Below are 17,432 nucleotides of genomic sequence, written 5' to 3' on the forward strand. Positions count from 1 at the left end.
GGGTTTGTTGCCCCCCGGCTTTATCACTCAGCGTCATCGGCGCAAGCCCTTGACGTCAAACAGGAGGTATATCCGTGGCACTGAATCTCGAAGACAAGAAGGCGATTGTCTCTGAGGTCGCTGCGGTGGCCGCCAGCGCTCATTCAGCCGTTGCGGCTGAATATCGCGGGCTCTCCGTGGGCGAGATGACCGAGCTGCGCAAACTGGCGCGTGAGTCCGGCGTCTACCTGCGGGTGGTGAAGAACTCCCTTGCCCGTCGTGCGGTCGAGGGGACCGATTTCCAGTGCATGCAGGAAGGCATGGTCGGACCCCTGGTCCTGGCCTTCTCCCAGGAAGATCCGGGTGCCGCTGCAAGACTGGTCAAGGACTTTGCCAAGAGCCACGCGAAGCTGGAGTGCAAGATGGTGTCCGTGGGTGGACAGCTGCTGGGTCCGGGCGAACTGGATCGTCTGGCCAGCATGCCGACCCGCGACCAGGCCATCAGCCTGCTCATGGCTGTCATGAAGGCGCCGCTCGACAAGTTCGCGCGCACCCTCAACGAAGTCCCGGGCAAGTTCGTTCGCACTGTGGCCGCCATTCGCGACCAGAAACAGGCGGCTGCCTGAGTACATTTTTGAACCGAATCGGGTATCACACCCTCTTAGGAGTTAACCATGGCTGTTTCGAAAGAAGAAATCCTGGAAACCATTTCCAACATGACCGTCCTGGAAATCGTTGATCTGATTTCCGCGATGGAAGAGAAGTTCGGCGTGAGCGCCGCTGCCGCCGTGGCCGCCGCCCCCGTGGCTGCCGCTGGTGGTGAAGCTGCTGCCGAGGTCAAGGACGAGTTCGACGTCGTCATGACCAGCTTCGGCGCCAACAAGGTCAACGTGATCAAGGTCATCCGCGGTCTGACCGGTCTGGGTCTGAAGGAAGCCAAGGACATGGTCGAATCCGCTCCCGCCACCGTGAAGGAAGGCGTGAACAAGGACGAAGCCGAAAAGATCAAGAAGGAACTGGAAGAAGCCGGCGCCAGCGTCGAACTCAAGTAAGGCGTTGGTCTGGTCTTTGTTTCGCGACCTGGTCGCGTGACACCCGGGGGCTGGCGGTGATACACCGCCGGCCTCTTGCTGCTTGCTCCACTTCACCCCGCACACAAGGGTGGCGTGTCGATTCTAGTGTGAGGAATCACAATGGCTTATAGCTACACCGAGAAGAAGCGCATCCGCAAGGATTTCGGCAAACGGCCCCAGATCCTCGATGTCCCCTATCTGCTGGCCACGCAGATTGATTCCTACCGTCAGTTCCTGCAGATGAGCGAGCCCCGCCAGGGCCGCGACGAGGTAGGCCTGCACGCCGCCTTCAAGTCGGTGTTCCCGATCGTGAGTTATTCCGGGTCCGTGGAACTGGAATACGTCAGCTACCGCTTGGGTGATCCCGTATTTGATGTGAAGGAATGTCAGTTGCGGGGGATGACCTATGCCGCCCCGCTGCGTGTGCTGCTGCGCCTGGTGATCTACGACAAGGAAGCCCCGGCGGGCTCCCGTGTGGTCAAGGACATCAAGGAACAGGAAGTCTACATGGGGGAACTGCCCCTTATGACCGAGAACGGTACGTTCGTGATCAACGGCACCGAGCGCGTGATCGTGTCTCAGCTGCACCGGTCCCCCGGCGTGTTCTTCGATCACGATAAGGGCAAGACCCACAGCTCCGGCAAGCTGCTGTTCAATGCCCGCGTGATTCCCTACCGCGGCTCCTGGCTTGACTTCGAGTTTGATCCGAAGGACGCCATCTTTGTGCGTATCGACCGTCGCCGCAAGCTGCCCGCGACGGTGCTGCTCCGTGCCTTGGGCATGGAGGAAGAAGAGATCCTGGAAACCTTCTTCGAGACCAACACGGTCAAGATCCTGAAAGAAGGTTTCGAGATGGAACTGGTTCCGGAACGCCTGCGTGGCGAAACGGCGGCCTTTGACATCTATGTGGGCGACCAGCTGCTGGTGGAGTCCGGACGCCGCATCACCGCCCGTCATGTGCGCCAGATGGAGCAGGCCGAGCTGAAGTCCCTGGAAGTGCCGGCCGAATTCCTGGTGGGCAAGATCCTGGCCCACACCATCGCCGATGAAGACAGCGGCGAACTGGTGGCCAATGCCAACGACGAACTCACGCCCGACACGCTGGAGAAGATCCGTCGCTCCGGTGCCAGGAGCTTCCGTACCCTGTACACCAACGATCTGGATCACGGGCCCTATATCTCCAGCACCCTGCGCATCGACACCACGCGCTCCCAGCTGGAGGCCCAGGTGGAGATCTACCGGATGATGCGTCCGGGCGAGCCGCCGACCAAGGATGCCGCAGAGAACCTGTTCCAGAATCTGTTTTTCACCGAAGACCGGTATGACCTCTCCACCGTGGGGCGCATGAAGTTCAACCGCCGCGTGGGTCGCGAGGAAGAAACCGGTCCCGGTGTGCTGGACAACAACGACATCCTGGACGTGATCAAGGTCCTGATCGACATCCGTAACGGCAACGGCCATGTGGACGACATCGACCACCTGGGCAACCGTCGCGTACGCAGCGTGGGCGAGATGGCGGAAAACGTCTTCCGCGTCGGTCTGGTGCGCGTGGAGCGGGCCGTGAAGGAACGCCTGAGCGTGGCCGAGAGCGAAGGCCTGATGCCCCAGGAACTGATCAACGCCAAGCCGGTGGCGGCGGCGGTGAAGGAGTTCTTCGGCTCCAGCCAGCTGTCCCAGTTCATGGACCAGAACAACCCGCTGTCGGAGGTTACCCACAAGCGGCGTATCTCCGCCCTGGGTCCCGGCGGTCTGACCCGCGAGCGGGCGGGCTTCGAAGTCCGTGACGTGCATCCCACCCACTATGGTCGCGTCTGCCCCATCGAGACCCCGGAAGGTCCGAACATCGGTCTGATCAACTCCCTGGCCGTGTACGCTCGCACCAACCGCTACGGTTTCCTGGAAACCCCGTACCGCCGGGTGGTGGACGGCAAGGTGACCGAGGAGATCCTGTATCTGTCGGCCATCGAGGAAGGCAACTACGTCATCGCCCAGGCGAACGCCACCCTGGACGAGTCCGGCAACCTGGTGGATGAACTGGTGTCCTGCCGATTCCAGAACGAATTCACCATGTCCACCCCGGACAAGATCCAGTGCATGGACATCTCGCCCAAGCAGATCGTCTCCGTGGCGGCGGCGCTGATTCCGTTCCTGGAGCATGACGACGCCAACCGCGCCCTCATGGGTTCCAACATGCAGCGTCAGGCGGTGCCCTGTCTGCGTGCCGAGACCCCGGTGGTGGGCACCGGCATCGAGCGTACCGTGGCCATCGACTCCGGTTCCTCCATCGTGGCCCGTCGCGGCGGGGTGGTGGATTCCGTGGACGCGGCCCGCGTGGTGGTGCGTGTCAACGATGACGAGACCGAAGCCGGCGAACCCGGTGTGGATATCTACAACTTCATCAAGTACACCCGCTCCAACCAGAACACCTGCATCAACCAGCGTCCGCTGGTCCGTGTCGGTGACGTCATTGCCCGCGGTGATGTCATCGCCGACGGTTCCTCGACGGATCTGGGCGAACTGGCCCTGGGCCAGAACATGCTGGTGGCCTTCATGCCCTGGAATGGCTACAACTTCGAGGACTCCATCCTCATCTCCGAGCGGGTGGTGCAGGAAGACCGCTTCACCTCGATCCACATCGAGGAGCTCACCTGCGTGGCCCGGGACACCAAGCTGGGGCCGGAGGAGATCAGTGCCGACATTCCCAACGTATCCGAGGGCCTGCTGTCCAAGCTGGATGAGTCGGGTATCGTTTACGTGGGTGCCGAGGTGAAGCCGGGTGACATCCTGGTGGGCAAGGTCACGCCCAAGGGCGAAACCCAGCTGACCCCGGAAGAGAAGCTGCTGCGCGCCATCTTCGGTGAGAAGGCCTCGGACGTGAAGGACACCAGTCTGCGCGTTTCCTCCGGTATCGAGGGTACCGTGATCGACGTGCGTGTCTTCACCCGCGACGGCGTGGAGAAGGACAAGCGAGCCCTGCAGATCGAGGAAATGGCCCTGGAGTCGGTGCGCAAGGACCTCAAGGACCAGCTGCGCATCTACGAGGACGACATTTACGATCGCGTGGAGAAGCTGCTCTCCGGCAAGCTGGCGGCCGGTGGCCCCGGCGGCCTGAAGGACGGCGCCAAGGTGACCCGCACCTACCTGAGCGAACTGCCGCGGGAGAAGTGGTTCGAGATCCGCATGCGCAGCGAGGAAGTCAACGAACAGCTGGAACTGATGCAGGATCAGCTCAAGCTGCAGCATGACGCCTTCGAGAAGCGCTTCAAGGAGCAGAAGGCCAAGCTCACCGCCGGTGACGATCTGGCCCCGGGTGTGTTGAAGATGGTCAAGGTCTACCTGGCCGTGAAGCGTCGCATGCAGCCCGGTGACAAGATGGCCGGCCGCCACGGTAACAAGGGCGTGGTCTCCATGATCGTACCGATGGAAGACATGCCTTACCTGGAGGATGGCTCTCCCGTGGATATCGTGCTCAATCCCCTGGGTGTGCCGTCGCGCATGAACGTGGGGCAGGTGCTGGAGACCCACCTGGGGTGGGCCGCCAAGGGCCTGGGCCAGAAGATCGGCCGCATGATTGATGCCAAGGCCCAGGTGGACGAGCTGCGCCGGTTCCTGGATCAGGTCTACAACCATGATCCCAAGAACATCAAGGAAGACCTGTCCCAGCTCGCCGACGAGGAAGTCATCGAGTTGGCCAGGCGCCTGCGTCGCGGTGTGCCCATGGCCACTCCGGTGTTCGACGGTGCCGAAGAGCATGAGATCAAGCACATGCTCAAGCTGGCGGATCTGCCGGAAACCGGCCAGACCTTCCTCTGCGACGGTCGGACCGGCGAGACCTTCGATCGTCCGGTGACCGTGGGCTACATGCACATGCTGAAGCTGAACCATCTGGTGGACGACAAGATGCACGCCCGTTCCACCGGTCCGTACAGCCTGGTCACCCAGCAGCCGCTGGGTGGCAAGGCCCAGTTCGGTGGCCAGCGCTTCGGGGAGATGGAAGTCTGGGCCCTGGAGGCCTATGGCGCCGCCTATACACTGCAGGAAATGTTGACCGTGAAGTCGGATGACGTACAGGGCCGCAACAAGATGTACAAGAACATCGTCGACGGCGATCACCGGATGGAAGCGAATATTCCCGAGTCCTTCAACGTACTCATGAAGGAAATCCGTTCGCTGGCCATCAATATCGAACTGGAGCAGGACTGAGCCAGGACCACATGACGGGGGCGGACCTTCCGTCCGCCCCGTCGGGCAATCAGGACGTGTCCGCTCCGACTCAATCGAGGTGAATCGATGAAAGATCTTCTCAATCTACTCAAGCAGCAAGGCCAGGTGGAAGAATTTGATGCCATCCGGATCGCGCTGGCGTCCCCTGAAATGATCCGGTCCTGGTCATTCGGCGAGGTCAAGAAGCCGGAAACCATCAACTACCGTACCTTCAAGCCGGAACGGGATGGCCTGTTCTGCGCCAAGATCTTTGGTCCCATCAAGGACTACGAGTGCCTTTGCGGCAAGTACAAGCGCCTCAAGCACCGCGGCGTGGTGTGCGAAAAGTGCGGCGTGGAAGTGACCCAGACCAAGGTGCGCCGCGAGCGCATGGGGCATATCGAACTGGCCAGTCCGGTGGCCCATATCTGGTTCCTCAAGAGCCTGCCGTCCCGCATTGGCCTGCTGCTGGACATGACCCTGCGCGATATCGAGCGGGTGCTGTATTTTGAAGCCTTCGTGGTGGTGGATCCGGGCATGACCACCCTGGAGCGGGGCCAGCTGCTGAGCGACGAGCAATACCTGGACGCCATCGAGGAGCATGGTGATGAGTTCGATGCCCGCATGGGCGCCGAGGCCGTGTTCGAGCTGCTGCGCTCCATCGATCTGCAGCAGGAGGCCAACCGCCTGCGCACGGAGGTGCGCGAGACCAGCTCCGACACCAAGATCAAGCGTCTGGCCAAGCGCCTGAAGCTGATCGAGTCCTTCCTGGAATCCGGCAACAAGCCCGAGTGGATGATTCTCACGGTGCTGCCGGTGCTGCCGCCGGATCTGCGTCCCCTGGTGCCCCTGGACGGCGGTCGCTTCGCCACCTCCGACCTGAACGATCTGTATCGCCGGGTCATCAACCGCAACAACCGTCTCAAGCGCCTGCTGGAGCTCAATGCCCCGGATATCATCGTGCGCAACGAAAAGCGCATGCTGCAGGAGGCGGTGGATGCCCTGCTGGACAACGGCCGTCGCGGCCGTGCCATCACCGGCACCAACAAGCGCCCGCTCAAGTCCCTGGCCGACATGATCAAGGGTAAGCAGGGTCGCTTCCGTCAGAACCTGCTGGGCAAGCGCGTGGACTACTCCGGTCGTTCCGTGATCGTGGTGGGTCCGACCCTGCGCCTGCACCAGTGCGGTCTGCCCAAGAAGATGGCCCTGGAACTGTTCAAGCCCTTCATCTTCGGCAAGCTGCATCGCCGTGGCCTGGCCACCACCATCAAGGCAGCCAAGAAGCTGGTGGAAAGGGAAGGGCCGGAGGTCTGGGATATCCTCGAAGAGGTGATCCGCGAGCATCCGGTGATGCTCAACCGGGCACCGACCCTGCATCGTCTGGGTATCCAGGCCTTTGAGCCGGTGCTCATCGAAGGCAAGGCCATTCAGCTGCATCCGCTGGTCTGTGCCGCGTTCAACGCGGACTTCGACGGCGACCAGATGGCGGTGCATGTGCCCCTGTCCCTGGAGGCGCAGCTGGAAGCCCGCGCCCTGATGATGTCCACCAACAACATCCTGTCCCCGGCCAACGGCGAGCCCATCATCGTGCCGTCCCAGGACATCGTGCTGGGCCTGTACTACATGTCCCGCGAGCGCATCAATGCCCGGGGCGAGGGCATGATGTTCAGTGACGTGGACGAGGTACACCGCGCCTACGAGAACGGCGTGGTGGAACTGCATGCCCGCGTGCAGGTGCGTATCCGCGAAGTGGTGGTGAGCGAGGAAGGCGAGCATTCGGAAACCCTGACCCGCTACCAGACCACGGTGGGTCGTGCCCTGCTGTCCCGCATCCTGCCCCCCGGCCTGCCGTTCGAAATCGTCAACCGAGATCTGACCAAGAAGGCCATCTCCGGGCTGATCAACCACTGCTATCGTCGGGTGGGTCTGAAGGAGACGGTGATCTTCGCCGACCAGCTGATGTACACCGGCTTCAAATACTCCACCCGGGGTGGCGTCTCCTTCGGTATCAACGACATGGTGATCCCGGACGAGAAGATGGGCATCCTGGCGGCGGCCGAGACCCAGGTGAAGGACATCGAGGAGCAGTATTCCTCGGGTCTGGTGACCAAGGGCGAACGCTACAACAAGGTGGTGGACATCTGGTCCCATACCAACGACCAGGTGGCCAAGGCCATGATGGAGAAGCTGGGCAAGGACGAGGTGGAAGATGCCGAAGGCAAGCTCGTCAAGCAGCCTTCCTTCAACTCCATCTTCATGATGGCCGACTCAGGGGCCCGTGGTTCCGCCGCCCAGATCCGTCAGCTGGCGGGGATGCGCGGCCTGATGGCCAAGCCGGACGGCTCCATCATCGAGACCCCCATCACGGCGAACTTCCGTGAAGGTCTGAACGTGTTGCAGTACTTCATTTCCACCCACGGCGCCCGTAAGGGTCTGGCGGATACGGCGCTCAAGACCGCCAACTCCGGTTACCTGACCCGGCGTCTGGTGGACGTGGCCCAGGACCTGGTGGTGACCGAGCAGGACTGCGGTACCGACCAGGGCATCATCATGAAGCCCATCATCGAAGGTGGTGACGTGGTGGAGCCGCTGCGTGAGCGGGTGCTGGGTCGTGTGCTGGCGGAAGATGTGCTTTCACTGGCCGGCGACCTGATCATGCCCCGCGGTACCCTGCTGGATGAGGACGCCGTGGACGCCATGGAAGCCGCCGGCGTGGACGAAGTGGTGGTGCGTTCCGCCATCACCTGCCAGACCCGTCACGGCATCTGTGCCAAGTGCTACGGTCGTGACCTGGCCCGTGGTCACCGGGTGAACATCGGTGAGGCGGTGGGCGTCATCGCCGCCCAGTCCATCGGTGAGCCGGGGACCCAGCTCACCATGCGTACCTTCCACATCGGGGGTGCCGCCAGCCGTACCGCGGCTGCCAGCAGCATTTCCGTCAAGGGCAAGGGCTCCATCCGTCTGCACAACATCAAGACGGTGACCAACAAGCACGGCAACCTGGTGGCGGTTTCCCGTTCCGGTGAAATCGGCGTCATCGACGAAGCCGGCCGTGAGCGCGAGCGCTACAAGCTGCCTTATGGTGCGGTCATTCTGGTGGCCGATGGCGAAGCCGTGGAAGCTGGCAAGGAAGTGGCGACCTGGGATCCCCACACCCACCCGATCATCACCGAGGTGGCCGGTACCATTCGTACCCAGGACTTCCACGACGGCGTGACGGTGAACAAGCAGGTGGACGACATCACCGGCTTGACCTCCACCGTGGTCATCGATCCCAAGTCCCGTGGATCCATCGGCAAGGACATGCGCCCCATGGTGAAGCTGGTGGGGCCCAATGGTCAGGACCTGTGCCTGGCGGGGACCGAGATTCCGGCTAACTACGTGCTGCAGAGCGGCGCGATCGTGAACCTGGAGGACGGTGCCACGGTGGAAGTGGGTGACGTTATCGCCCGTATCCCGCAGGAGTCTTCCAAGACCCGTGACATCACCGGTGGTTTGCCTCGGGTGGCCGATCTGTTCGAGGCCAGAAAGCCGAAGGAACCCGCCATCCTGGCTGAGCGTTCCGGTACGGTCAGCTTCGGCAAGGACACCAAGGGCAAGCAGCGTCTGATCATCACCGATGACAAGAGCGGCGAGACCCACGAGGAACTGATTCCCAAGTGGCGCCAGGTGAACGTGTTCGAAGGTGAGCATGTGGAGCGCGGGGAAGTGATCGCCGACGGCGAACCCAACCCCCATGACATCCTGCGGTTGCTGGGCGTCACTGCCCTGGCCGAATACATGGTCAAGGAGATCCAGGACGTTTATCGTCTGCAGGGCGTGAAGATCAACGACAAGCACATCGAGGTGATCATTCGCCAGATGCTGCGCAAGGTGGAAATCACCTATCCGGGAGACAGCCGCTTCCTCAACGGGGAGCAGGTGGATCGTGCCCGGGTGGTGGAAGAGATGGACATGCTGGGACCGGACAAGCAGCATCCCCTGTATGATCGGGTGCTGCTGGGCATCACCAAGGCCTCGCTGGTCACGGAATCCTTCATCTCAGCGGCTTCCTTCCAGGAAACCACGAGGGTGCTCACCGAGTCCGCCGTGCGCGGTGCCCGGGACGACCTGCGCGGCCTGAAGGAGAACGTGATCGTGGGTCGCCTGATCCCGGCGGGTTCCGGGCTGGCGTACCACAAGGAGCGCCGTCGTCGCCGACACAGCGAGGGGTTGACCCTGGCCGTGCCGGAAGCGGCTTCCGCTCCGTCCCAGGCCCCGGTGACACCCGAATCCAACGGGGATTCGGATGGCGCCGCGGCCGCCGAGGAATGATGCAGCAGTCTTTTGGTGGTGAGAAGGGCCGTCATGTCTTGACACTGACGGGCCCTCTGCCTAACATATCGCACCCTCGACAGGCCGGTAGGTCCGGCCTGTCGTTGTTTTTGGGCTAGGAGAAACGCTTTCATGGCAACAATTAACCAGTTAGTGCGCAAGCCGCGCAAGCGCCCGACGGAAAAGAGCAACGTGCCGGCCCTGGAGGCCTGCCCGCAGAAGCGTGGCGTGTGTACACGTGTCTATACCACCACGCCGAAGAAGCCGAACTCCGCGCTGCGTAAGGTCGCTCGTGTGCGCCTGACGAACGGTTACGAGGTCTCCAGCTACATCGGTGGTGAAGGTCACAACCTTCAGGAACACTCGGTGGTGCTCATTCGTGGTGGTCGTGTCAAGGATTTGCCGGGTGTGCGCTATCACACGGTTCGTGGCAGCCTGGATACCCAGGGTGTACAGAACCGTAAGCAGGCTCGCTCCAAGTACGGCGCCAAGCGTCCCAAGAAGGCCTAAGGGCTCGTTGAGATAAGACCATGTCCAGAAGATCTGAAGCTCCCAAGCGCACCATCCTTCCCGATCCCAAGTACGGGAGTGAGCTGCTCGCCAAATTCATCAATACCGTGATGCGCGATGGCAAGAAGTCCGTTGCGGAGCGCGTGCTGTACGGCGCCCTGACCCAGATTGAATCCAAGAAGGGCGACGGTATCCAGGTGCTGGAGCAGGCCCTGGAAAACGTACGTCCCCGCGTCGAGGTGAAGTCCCGTCGCGTGGGTGGTGCCACCTATCAGGTGCCTGTAGAGGTGCGCGCCGTGCGTCAGAATGCGCTGGCCATGCGCTGGATCGTGGACGCCTCCCGCAAGCGCGGCGAGAAGTCCATGGCCCTGAAGCTGGCAGGCGAGCTGATGGATGCCGCTGAAAGCAAGGGTGCCGCCGTGAAGAAGCGTGAAGACACCCATCGCATGGCGGATGCCAACAAGGCCTTCTCGCATTACCGCTGGTAAGGCAACCGGCGGTCAGAAACAAGACTTTTCGAGGTAATACAAGTGGCACGCAAAACACCCATCGAGCGCTACCGGAATATCGGTATCATGGCGCACATCGACGCCGGCAAGACGACCACGACGGAGCGTATCCTGTTCTATACCGGCGTCTCCCACAAGCTCGGTGAGGTGCATGACGGCGCTGCCACCATGGACTGGATGGAGCAGGAGCAGGAGCGCGGCATCACCATCACTTCTGCTGCGACCACCTGCTTCTGGTCCGGCATGGACAAGCAGTTCCCCGAGCATCGCATCAATATCATCGATACGCCCGGACACGTGGACTTCACCATTGAGGTGGAGCGTTCCCTGCGCGTGCTGGACGGTGCCTGTGCCGTGTTCTGCGCCGTGGGTGGCGTTGAGCCTCAGTCCGAGACCGTGTGGCGCCAGGCCAACAAGTATCAGGTCCCGCGGATGGCGTTTGTCAATAAGATGGACCGCCCCGGCGCCAACTTCCTGCGCGTGATCGGGCAGATCCGCGATCGCTTGGCCGCCAATCCCGTGCCTATCGTGATGCCCATCGGTGCCGAAGATACCTTTATTGGTGTGGTGGATCTGCTGACCATGAAGGCCATCTACTGGGATGACGCTTCTCAGGGTATGACCTTCGAGGCAAAAGAAATCCCCGCCGAGCTGGTGGATCTCTGCCAGGAATGGCGCGATCACATGGTGGAGGCTGCAGCCGAGGGCTCCGAGGAGCTGATGGAGAAGTACCTGGAAGGCGGCGAGCTGAGCATCGATGAGATCAAGCAGGGCCTGCGTGCCCGTACCCTGCGTAACGAAGTCATTCCCGCCCTGTGCGGTACCGCCTTCAAGAACAAGGGTGTGCAGCGCATGCTGGACGCGGTGATCGAGTTCATGCCGGCCCCCACCGACGTGCTGGCCATCAAGGGTATCCTGGATGATGCGGCCGAAAGCGAAGGCGTGCGTCATTCCACCGATGATGAGCCTTTTGCCGCGCTGGCGTTCAAGATCGCCACCGACCCGTTTGTCGGTACGCTGACCTTCTTCCGCGTCTATTCCGGTGTGGTGCAGTCCGGTGACAGCGTCTACAACCCGGTCAAGGGCAAGAAGGAGCGCGTCGGCCGTATCGTGCAGATGCACGCCAACTCCCGCGAAGAGATCAAGGAAGTGCGCGCCGGCGACATCGCTGCTGCGGTGGGCCTGAAGGATGTCGGCACCGGCGATACCCTGTGCGATCTGAACAACATCATTACCCTGGAACGCATGGAGTTCCCCGAGCCGGTGATCTCCGTGGCCGTGGAGCCCAAGACCAAGGGTGACCAGGAAAAGATGGGTGTGGCCCTGTCAAAGCTGGCCCAGGAAGATCCTTCCTTCCAGGTGCGTACCGACGAGGAGTCCGGCCAGACCATTATCTCCGGCATGGGCGAGCTGCACCTGGACATCATCGTCGACCGCATGCGTCGCGAGTTCAAGGTGGAGGCCAACGTGGGCAAGCCCCAGGTGGCTTACCGCGAAACCATCCGCAAGACGGTGGAGCAGGAAGGCAAGTTCGTGCGCCAGTCCGGTGGTCGTGGTCAGTACGGTCACGTCTGGCTGCGCATCGAGCCTCTGGAGGCCGGTGCCGGTTATGAGTTCGTCAACGGTATTGTCGGCGGTGTGGTGCCCAAGGAATACATCCCCGCCGTGGACAAGGGCGTGCAGGAACAGATCAAGAACGGTGTCATCGCCGGCTTCCCGGTGGTGGACGTGAAGGTCACCCTGTTCGACGGTTCCTACCACGACGTGGACTCCTCGGAAGCCGCATTCAAGATCGCCGGTTCCATCGGCTTCAAGGAAGGCGCCGCCAAGGCGGGTGCCGTTCTGCTGGAGCCCATCATGAAGGTGGAAGTGGTGACGCCGGAAGAATACATGGGCGACGTGATGGGTGACCTGAACCGTCGTCGCGGTCTGGTGCAGGGTATGGACGATGCCCCGGCGGGCAAGATCGTTCGCGCCGAAGTGCCGCTGGCCGAGATGTTCGGTTACTCCACCGACCTGCGTTCCGCCACTCAGGGTCGCGCCGTGTACTCCATGGAATTTGCCAAGTACGCGGAAGCGCCGGCCAGCGTGGCTGAAGCGGTCATCAAGAAGTCGTCCTGAAGATCGGCCTGATCGGACGTCACCAGATTCGAATATTGAAGGGGTAATACTAAGGTGTCGAAGGAAAAGTTTGAGCGTAAGAAGCCGCACGTGAACGTGGGCACGATCGGTCACGTCGACCATGGCAAGACCACGCTGACGGCGGCGCTGACGGTGGTTCAGGCGAAGAAGTTTGGTGGTGAGGCCCGTGCCTACGACCAGATCGACAACGCCCCGGAAGAGCGCGCTCGCGGTATCACCATTGCCACCGCGCACGTGGAGTATGAGTCCGACAACCGTCACTATGCCCACGTTGACTGCCCCGGCCACGCCGACTATGTGAAGAACATGATCACCGGTGCGGCGCAGATGGACGGCGCGATCCTGGTGGTGTCCGCGGCCGACGGCCCGATGCCCCAGACCCGCGAGCACATCCTGCTGGCCCGTCAGGTGGGTGTGCCCTACATCGTCGTGTTCCTGAACAAGGCCGACATGGTGGACGACGCCGAGCTGCTGGAGCTGGTGGAAATGGAAGTGCGCGACCTGCTGTCGAGCTACGACTTCCCTGGCGACGACACCCCGATCATCGTGGGTTCCGCGCTCAAGGCGCTGGAAGGCGACACCTCCGATATCGGCATGCCGGCCATCGACAAGCTGATTGCGGCCCTGGACGAGTACATTCCGGAGCCGGAGCGTGCCATCGACGGTGCATTCCTGATGCCGGTGGAAGACGTGTTCTCCATCTCCGGTCGTGGTACTGTGGTGACCGGTCGTATCGAGCGCGGCATCGTGAAGGTGGGTGACGAAGTCTCCATCGTGGGTATCCGCGACACCATCAAGACCACCGTGACCGGCGTGGAAATGTTCCGCAAGCTGCTGGATCAGGGTCAGGCGGGTGACAACGTGGGCGTGCTGCTGCGCGGCACCAAGCGTGACGAAGTGGAGCGTGGCCAGGTGCTGTGCAAGAGCGGCTCCATCACCCCGCACACCAAGTTTGAAGCGGAAGTGTACGTGCTGTCGAAGGAAGAGGGTGGTCGTCACACCCCGTTCTTCAACGGCTACCGTCCGCAGTTCTACTTCCGTACCACGGACGTGACCGGTTCCTGCGATCTGCCGGAAGGCATCGAGATGGTGATGCCGGGTGACAACGTGAAGATGACCGTGTCCCTGATCGCGCCGATCGCGATGGAAGACGGTCTGCGCTTCGCGATCCGTGAAGGTGGCCGTACCGTCGGCGCCGGTGTCGTTTCCAAGATCATCGAGTAAGCATCATGGCAGCCAAGCAGAGAATCCGTATTCGCCTCAAGGCCTTCGATCATCGTCTGATCGATCGTTCCGCCAGTGAGATCGTGGAAACCGCGAAGCGTACCGGTGCCCGTGTGAAGGGCCCGATCCCGCTGCCGACCAAGATGGAAAGCTTTACCGTGCTGATTTCTCCGCACGTCAACAAGGACGCCCGTGATCAGTACGAGATCCGTACCCACAAGCGCCTGATGGACATCATGGACCCCACGGACAAGACCGTGGACGCCCTGATGAAGCTGGATCTGGCCGCTGGCGTGGATGTGCAAATAAAGCTTAACTAGCCGCAATAGTTGTGGCATAATTGTTGGCTTTCCATGGCCCGGTGCAGGGTAACTTGTGCCGGGCCGTGATTTTCAGAACGCAGAATAATTTCTTCGGCGCTCCTTTTCGGGGCGGAAGCAAGAGGTAGTGTCATGGCAATCGGACTGGTCGGTCGCAAGGTGGGCATGACTCGTGTCTTCACTGAAGACGGAGTCTCCCTGCCGGTGTCTGTCATCGAGGTTGAGCCTAACCGGGTGGCGCAGGTTAAGACCAGCGACCGGGATGGTTATCGGGCCGTGCAGGTCGCGGTGGGCAGCCGCAAGGCAAGTCGTGTTTCCAAGCCCCAGGCGGGCCACCTGGCCAAGGCCGGTGTGGAAGCCGGTCGCGGGCTTTGGGAGTTCCGTCTCGAGGACGGAGAAGGTGAAGGCATCGAAGCGGGTGCCAGCCTTAATGTGGAAGTCTTTTCCGCGGGTCAGAAGGTGGATGTCACCGGGACCAGCAAGGGTAAAGGCTTCCAGGGTGTCATCAAGCGTCACAATTTCAGTATGCAGGATGCCACTCACGGTAACTCGCGCTCTCATCGGGCGCCGGGCTCGATCGGTCAAAACCAGACCCCGGGTCGCGTATTCAAGGGTAAGAAGATGGCCGGCCAGATGGGGAATGAGCGCTGCACCGTGCAGAACCTGGAAGTGGTCCGGGTTGATGTCGAGCGCAATCTGCTCCTGATTCATGGTGCGGTGCCGGGTTCCACCGGTGGTGACGTGCTGGTGCGTCCCGCTGTCAAGGCGAAAGGTTGAATCTCATGAAGCTTCAGGTTCAAGACACCCAGCAGGACGTCGAGGTCTCTGATCGCGCGTTCGGTCGGGATTTTAACGAGGCCCTGGTGCACCAGGCCGTGGTTGCCTACATGGCAGGCGGTCGTGCCGGTACCAAGGCGCAGAAGAGCCGCAGTGATGTGCGTGGCGGCGGTGCCAAGCCCTGGCGTCAGAAGGGGAGTGGTCGTGCCCGCGCCGGTACCATTCGCAGCCCACTGTGGCGTGGGGGTGGTGTGACCTTTGCAGCACGTCCCCGGGATTATTCCCAGAAGCTGAACAAGAAGATGTATCGCGCCGCCATGGCCAGCATCTTCTCCGAGCTGGTTCGTCAGGATCGTCTGGTGGTGGTGGATGCGTTCAGTGTTGACGCTCCCAAGACCCGTGACCTGAAGGCCAAGCTGGACGGCATGAACCTCGAGGGTGCCCTGATTGTCACCAGCGAGGCGGATATCAATCTCTATCTGTCTGCCCGCAACCTGCTCCGCGTGGGTGTGTGCGAAGTGGTGGATCTGAATCCGGTGGCTCTGGTGGGTTTCGACAAGGTGATCATCACCGTGCCGGCGCTGAAGCAAGTTGAAGGGTGGCTGTCATGAACGAGGAAAGACTGCTCAAGGTCCTGGTGGCCCCGCATGTGTCCGAAAAGGGCACCATGCTGGCAGAGCTGAACAATCAGCACGTGTTCAAAGTAGCCGTCGACGCGACCCGCGTCGAGGTAAAGAAGGCGGTTGAGTCCTTGTTCGATGTCAAGGTCAACTCCGTGCGCATGCTGAACCAGCAGGGTAAGCGCAAGCGCATGGGTGTCCACGCCGGACGCCGCAAGCATTGGAAAAAGGCCTACGTGACTCTGGAAGCAGGTCACGATATTCAATTGGCCGGCAACGAGTAATCGGAAAGGTAACGCGAGATGGCGATCGTCAAGTCGAAACCCACCTCCGCGGGCCGTCGTTTTGTGGTCCGGGTGGTGACGCCCGATCTGCACAAGGGCGAGCCCTTCGGTCCTCTGCTGGAAAAGAAGCGCCGGTCGGGTGGTCGTAACAACCAGGGCCGCGTGACTGTGCGGCACGTGGGCGGCGGACATAAGCAGCACTACCGCATCGTGGACTTCAAGCGGAACAAGGATGGTATCCCGGGCAAGGTTGAACGCCTGGAATACGATCCGAACCGCACCGCGCATCTTGCGTTGGTCCTGTATGCAGACGGCGAGCGGCGGTATATCATTGCGCCCCGCGGCGTCAAGGCGGGCGACCCGATCGTCTCCGGCGTCCATGCCCCGATCAAGCCGGGCAGCGCGCTGCCTCTGCGGAACATTCCGCTGGGCACCGTGGTGCACTGCATCGAGATGCGTCCCGGCAAGGGTGCCCAGCTGGCTCGCAGTGCCGGCGCCGGCGTCCAGTTGGTGGCCCGTGAAGGTCAGTATGCGACCCTGCGTCTGCGCTCCGGCGAGATGCGCAAGGTGCATGCCGACTGCCGCGCCACCATCGGTGAAGTGGGTAACCAGGAACACAGTCTGCGCAAGTTCGGCAAGGCCGGTGCGAAGCGTTGGCTGGGTATCCGTCCCACCGTTCGCGGTACGGCCATGAACCCGGTGGACCACCCCCATGGTGGTGGTGAGGGCCGGAACTTCGGTCTGCATCCGGTCACCCCGTGGGGTGTGCCGACCAAGGGTTACAAGACCCGCAAGAACAAGCGTACGGACAACATGATTGTTCGCCGTCGCAAAGCGAAGTAAGAGGGGATAGGTCAGTGCCGCGTTCGCTCAAGAAAGGTCCTTTTGTCGATCATCATCTGCTGAAGAAGGTCGAAACCGCCGCCGCCAACAATGACCGGCGTCCGGTCAAGACCTGGTCCCGCCGGTCGATGGTCATTCCGCAAATGGTGGGCTTGACCATCGCCGTGCATAACGGCCGGCAGCACGTGCCCGTGCTGGTCAGTGAGAATATGGTGGGTCACAAGCTCGGGGAGTTCGCGGCAACGCGCACCTTCAAGGGTCATGTGGCCGACAAGAAGGCTAGGTAGAGGATCATCATGGAAACCATGGCTCAACTGCGATTTGCGCGTATATCGCCGCAGAAATGCCGCCTGGTGGCGGATCAGATTCGGGGGCTGCCCGTCGAGCGGGCTCTCCAGGTGCTGAGCTTTAGCCCCAAGAAGGGTGCTCACCTGGTGAAGAAGGTTCTTGAGTCGGCCATTGCCAACGCAGAACACAATGACGGCGCTGATGTGGACGAGCTCAAGGTATCACGCATTTGCGTGGACCAGGGGCCGGTTCTCAAGCGCATCGCGGCACGGGCGAAAGGCCGTGCCAACCGGATCACGAAACGCACGAGCCATATCACTGTGGCCGTGAGCGCTGAGTAAAGTTA

At 61.6% G+C, this 17,432-nt stretch carries 15 protein-coding genes; all 15 read left to right on the forward strand.

What is annotated here, in order from left to right:
- The first annotated feature begins 80 nt into the window (after positions 1–80).
- The 15 genes from rplJ to rplV all read left to right on the forward strand — a co-directional run bounded on the left by rplJ (position 81) and on the right by rplV (position 17,427).
- Entirely contained in the window at positions 81–605 is a 525-nt protein-coding gene (gene rplJ / locus CKO35_RS14150) for a 50S ribosomal protein L10 (protein WP_200176802.1), read from the forward strand.
- Between the two features lie 48 nt (positions 606–653).
- The gene (gene rplL / locus CKO35_RS14155) at positions 654–1,031 is read left to right on the forward strand and encodes a 50S ribosomal protein L7/L12 (protein WP_008933195.1); all 378 of its coding nucleotides are present in this window, start codon (positions 654–656) and stop codon (positions 1,029–1,031) included.
- Positions 1,032–1,172: 141 nt separating this feature from the next.
- Positions 1,173–5,255: a DNA-directed RNA polymerase subunit beta gene (gene rpoB / locus CKO35_RS14160; protein ID WP_200176782.1), complete on the forward strand. Its 4,083-nt coding sequence runs from the start codon at positions 1,173–1,175 to the stop codon at positions 5,253–5,255.
- 87 nt (positions 5,256–5,342) lie between these two features.
- Entirely contained in the window at positions 5,343–9,569 is a 4,227-nt protein-coding gene (gene rpoC / locus CKO35_RS14165; RefSeq protein ID WP_200176783.1) for a DNA-directed RNA polymerase subunit beta', read from the forward strand.
- Positions 9,570–9,701: 132 nt separating this feature from the next.
- Positions 9,702–10,079, forward strand: coding sequence for a 30S ribosomal protein S12 (gene rpsL, locus CKO35_RS14170; RefSeq protein WP_008933192.1), 378 nt, complete (start codon positions 9,702–9,704; stop codon positions 10,077–10,079).
- A gap of 20 nt (positions 10,080–10,099) precedes the next feature.
- Positions 10,100–10,567 (forward strand): 30S ribosomal protein S7, encoded by a 468-nt coding sequence (rpsG, locus tag CKO35_RS14175; protein ID WP_090202982.1) that lies wholly within the window; start codon positions 10,100–10,102, stop codon positions 10,565–10,567.
- Positions 10,568–10,609: 42 nt separating this feature from the next.
- Positions 10,610–12,709, forward strand: coding sequence for an elongation factor G (gene fusA, locus CKO35_RS14180; RefSeq protein WP_200176784.1), 2,100 nt, complete (start codon positions 10,610–10,612; stop codon positions 12,707–12,709).
- Between the two features lie 54 nt (positions 12,710–12,763).
- Positions 12,764–13,954, forward strand: coding sequence for an elongation factor Tu (tuf, locus tag CKO35_RS14185; protein WP_200176785.1), 1,191 nt, complete (start codon positions 12,764–12,766; stop codon positions 13,952–13,954).
- 5 nt (positions 13,955–13,959) lie between these two features.
- Positions 13,960–14,274: a 30S ribosomal protein S10 gene (rpsJ, locus tag CKO35_RS14190; RefSeq protein WP_008933160.1), complete on the forward strand. Its 315-nt coding sequence runs from the start codon at positions 13,960–13,962 to the stop codon at positions 14,272–14,274.
- A gap of 132 nt (positions 14,275–14,406) precedes the next feature.
- The gene (rplC, locus tag CKO35_RS14195) at positions 14,407–15,051 is read left to right on the forward strand and encodes a 50S ribosomal protein L3 (RefSeq protein WP_008933161.1); all 645 of its coding nucleotides are present in this window, start codon (positions 14,407–14,409) and stop codon (positions 15,049–15,051) included.
- Positions 15,052–15,056: 5 nt separating this feature from the next.
- Complete coding sequence (gene rplD, locus CKO35_RS14200; protein WP_200176786.1) at positions 15,057–15,662, forward strand: 50S ribosomal protein L4; 606 nt, start codon at positions 15,057–15,059, stop codon at positions 15,660–15,662.
- On the forward strand, positions 15,659–15,955 hold the full coding sequence (rplW, locus tag CKO35_RS14205; RefSeq protein WP_200176787.1) for a 50S ribosomal protein L23: 297 nt from the start codon (positions 15,659–15,661) through the stop codon (positions 15,953–15,955). Before rplD ends, rplW begins: the two co-directional genes overlap by 4 nt.
- 18 nt (positions 15,956–15,973) lie before the next feature.
- Positions 15,974–16,798, forward strand: a complete 825-nt coding sequence (gene rplB / locus CKO35_RS14210; RefSeq protein WP_008933164.1) for a 50S ribosomal protein L2 — start codon at positions 15,974–15,976, stop codon at positions 16,796–16,798.
- Between the two features lie 14 nt (positions 16,799–16,812).
- Positions 16,813–17,085, forward strand: coding sequence for a 30S ribosomal protein S19 (gene rpsS / locus CKO35_RS14215; RefSeq protein ID WP_008933165.1), 273 nt, complete (start codon positions 16,813–16,815; stop codon positions 17,083–17,085).
- A 9-nt stretch (positions 17,086–17,094) separates the two neighbouring features.
- A complete protein-coding gene (gene rplV, locus CKO35_RS14220) occupies positions 17,095–17,427 on the forward strand; it encodes a 50S ribosomal protein L22 (protein WP_207143794.1) in 333 nt (110 codons plus the stop codon).
- The last annotated feature ends 5 nt before the right edge of the window (positions 17,428–17,432 follow it).

The sequence above is a fragment of the Ectothiorhodospira shaposhnikovii genome, assembly GCF_016584105.1.
In the GTDB taxonomy this organism is placed as follows: domain Bacteria; phylum Pseudomonadota; class Gammaproteobacteria; order Ectothiorhodospirales; family Ectothiorhodospiraceae; genus Ectothiorhodospira; species Ectothiorhodospira shaposhnikovii.

Excerpts from the sequence above, each read along its gene's own strand:
- rplL (WP_008933195.1), top strand. The coding sequence starts at position 654 with ATGGCTGTTTCGAAAGAAGAAATCCTGGAAACCATTTCCAACATGACC.
- rpoB (WP_200176782.1), top strand. The coding sequence starts at position 1,173 with ATGGCTTATAGCTACACCGAGAAGAAGCGCATCCGCAAGGATTTCGGC.
- rpoC (WP_200176783.1), top strand. The coding sequence starts at position 5,343 with ATGAAAGATCTTCTCAATCTACTCAAGCAGCAAGGCCAGGTGGAAGAA.
- rpsL (WP_008933192.1), top strand. The coding sequence starts at position 9,702 with ATGGCAACAATTAACCAGTTAGTGCGCAAGCCGCGCAAGCGCCCGACG.
- rpsG (WP_090202982.1), top strand. The coding sequence starts at position 10,100 with ATGTCCAGAAGATCTGAAGCTCCCAAGCGCACCATCCTTCCCGATCCC.
- rpsJ (WP_008933160.1), top strand. The coding sequence starts at position 13,960 with ATGGCAGCCAAGCAGAGAATCCGTATTCGCCTCAAGGCCTTCGATCAT.
- rplC (WP_008933161.1), top strand. The coding sequence starts at position 14,407 with ATGGCAATCGGACTGGTCGGTCGCAAGGTGGGCATGACTCGTGTCTTC.
- rplD (WP_200176786.1), top strand. The coding sequence starts at position 15,057 with ATGAAGCTTCAGGTTCAAGACACCCAGCAGGACGTCGAGGTCTCTGAT.
- rplW (WP_200176787.1), top strand. The coding sequence starts at position 15,659 with ATGAACGAGGAAAGACTGCTCAAGGTCCTGGTGGCCCCGCATGTGTCC.
- rplB (WP_008933164.1), top strand. The coding sequence starts at position 15,974 with ATGGCGATCGTCAAGTCGAAACCCACCTCCGCGGGCCGTCGTTTTGTG.
- rplV (WP_207143794.1), top strand. The coding sequence starts at position 17,095 with ATGGAAACCATGGCTCAACTGCGATTTGCGCGTATATCGCCGCAGAAA.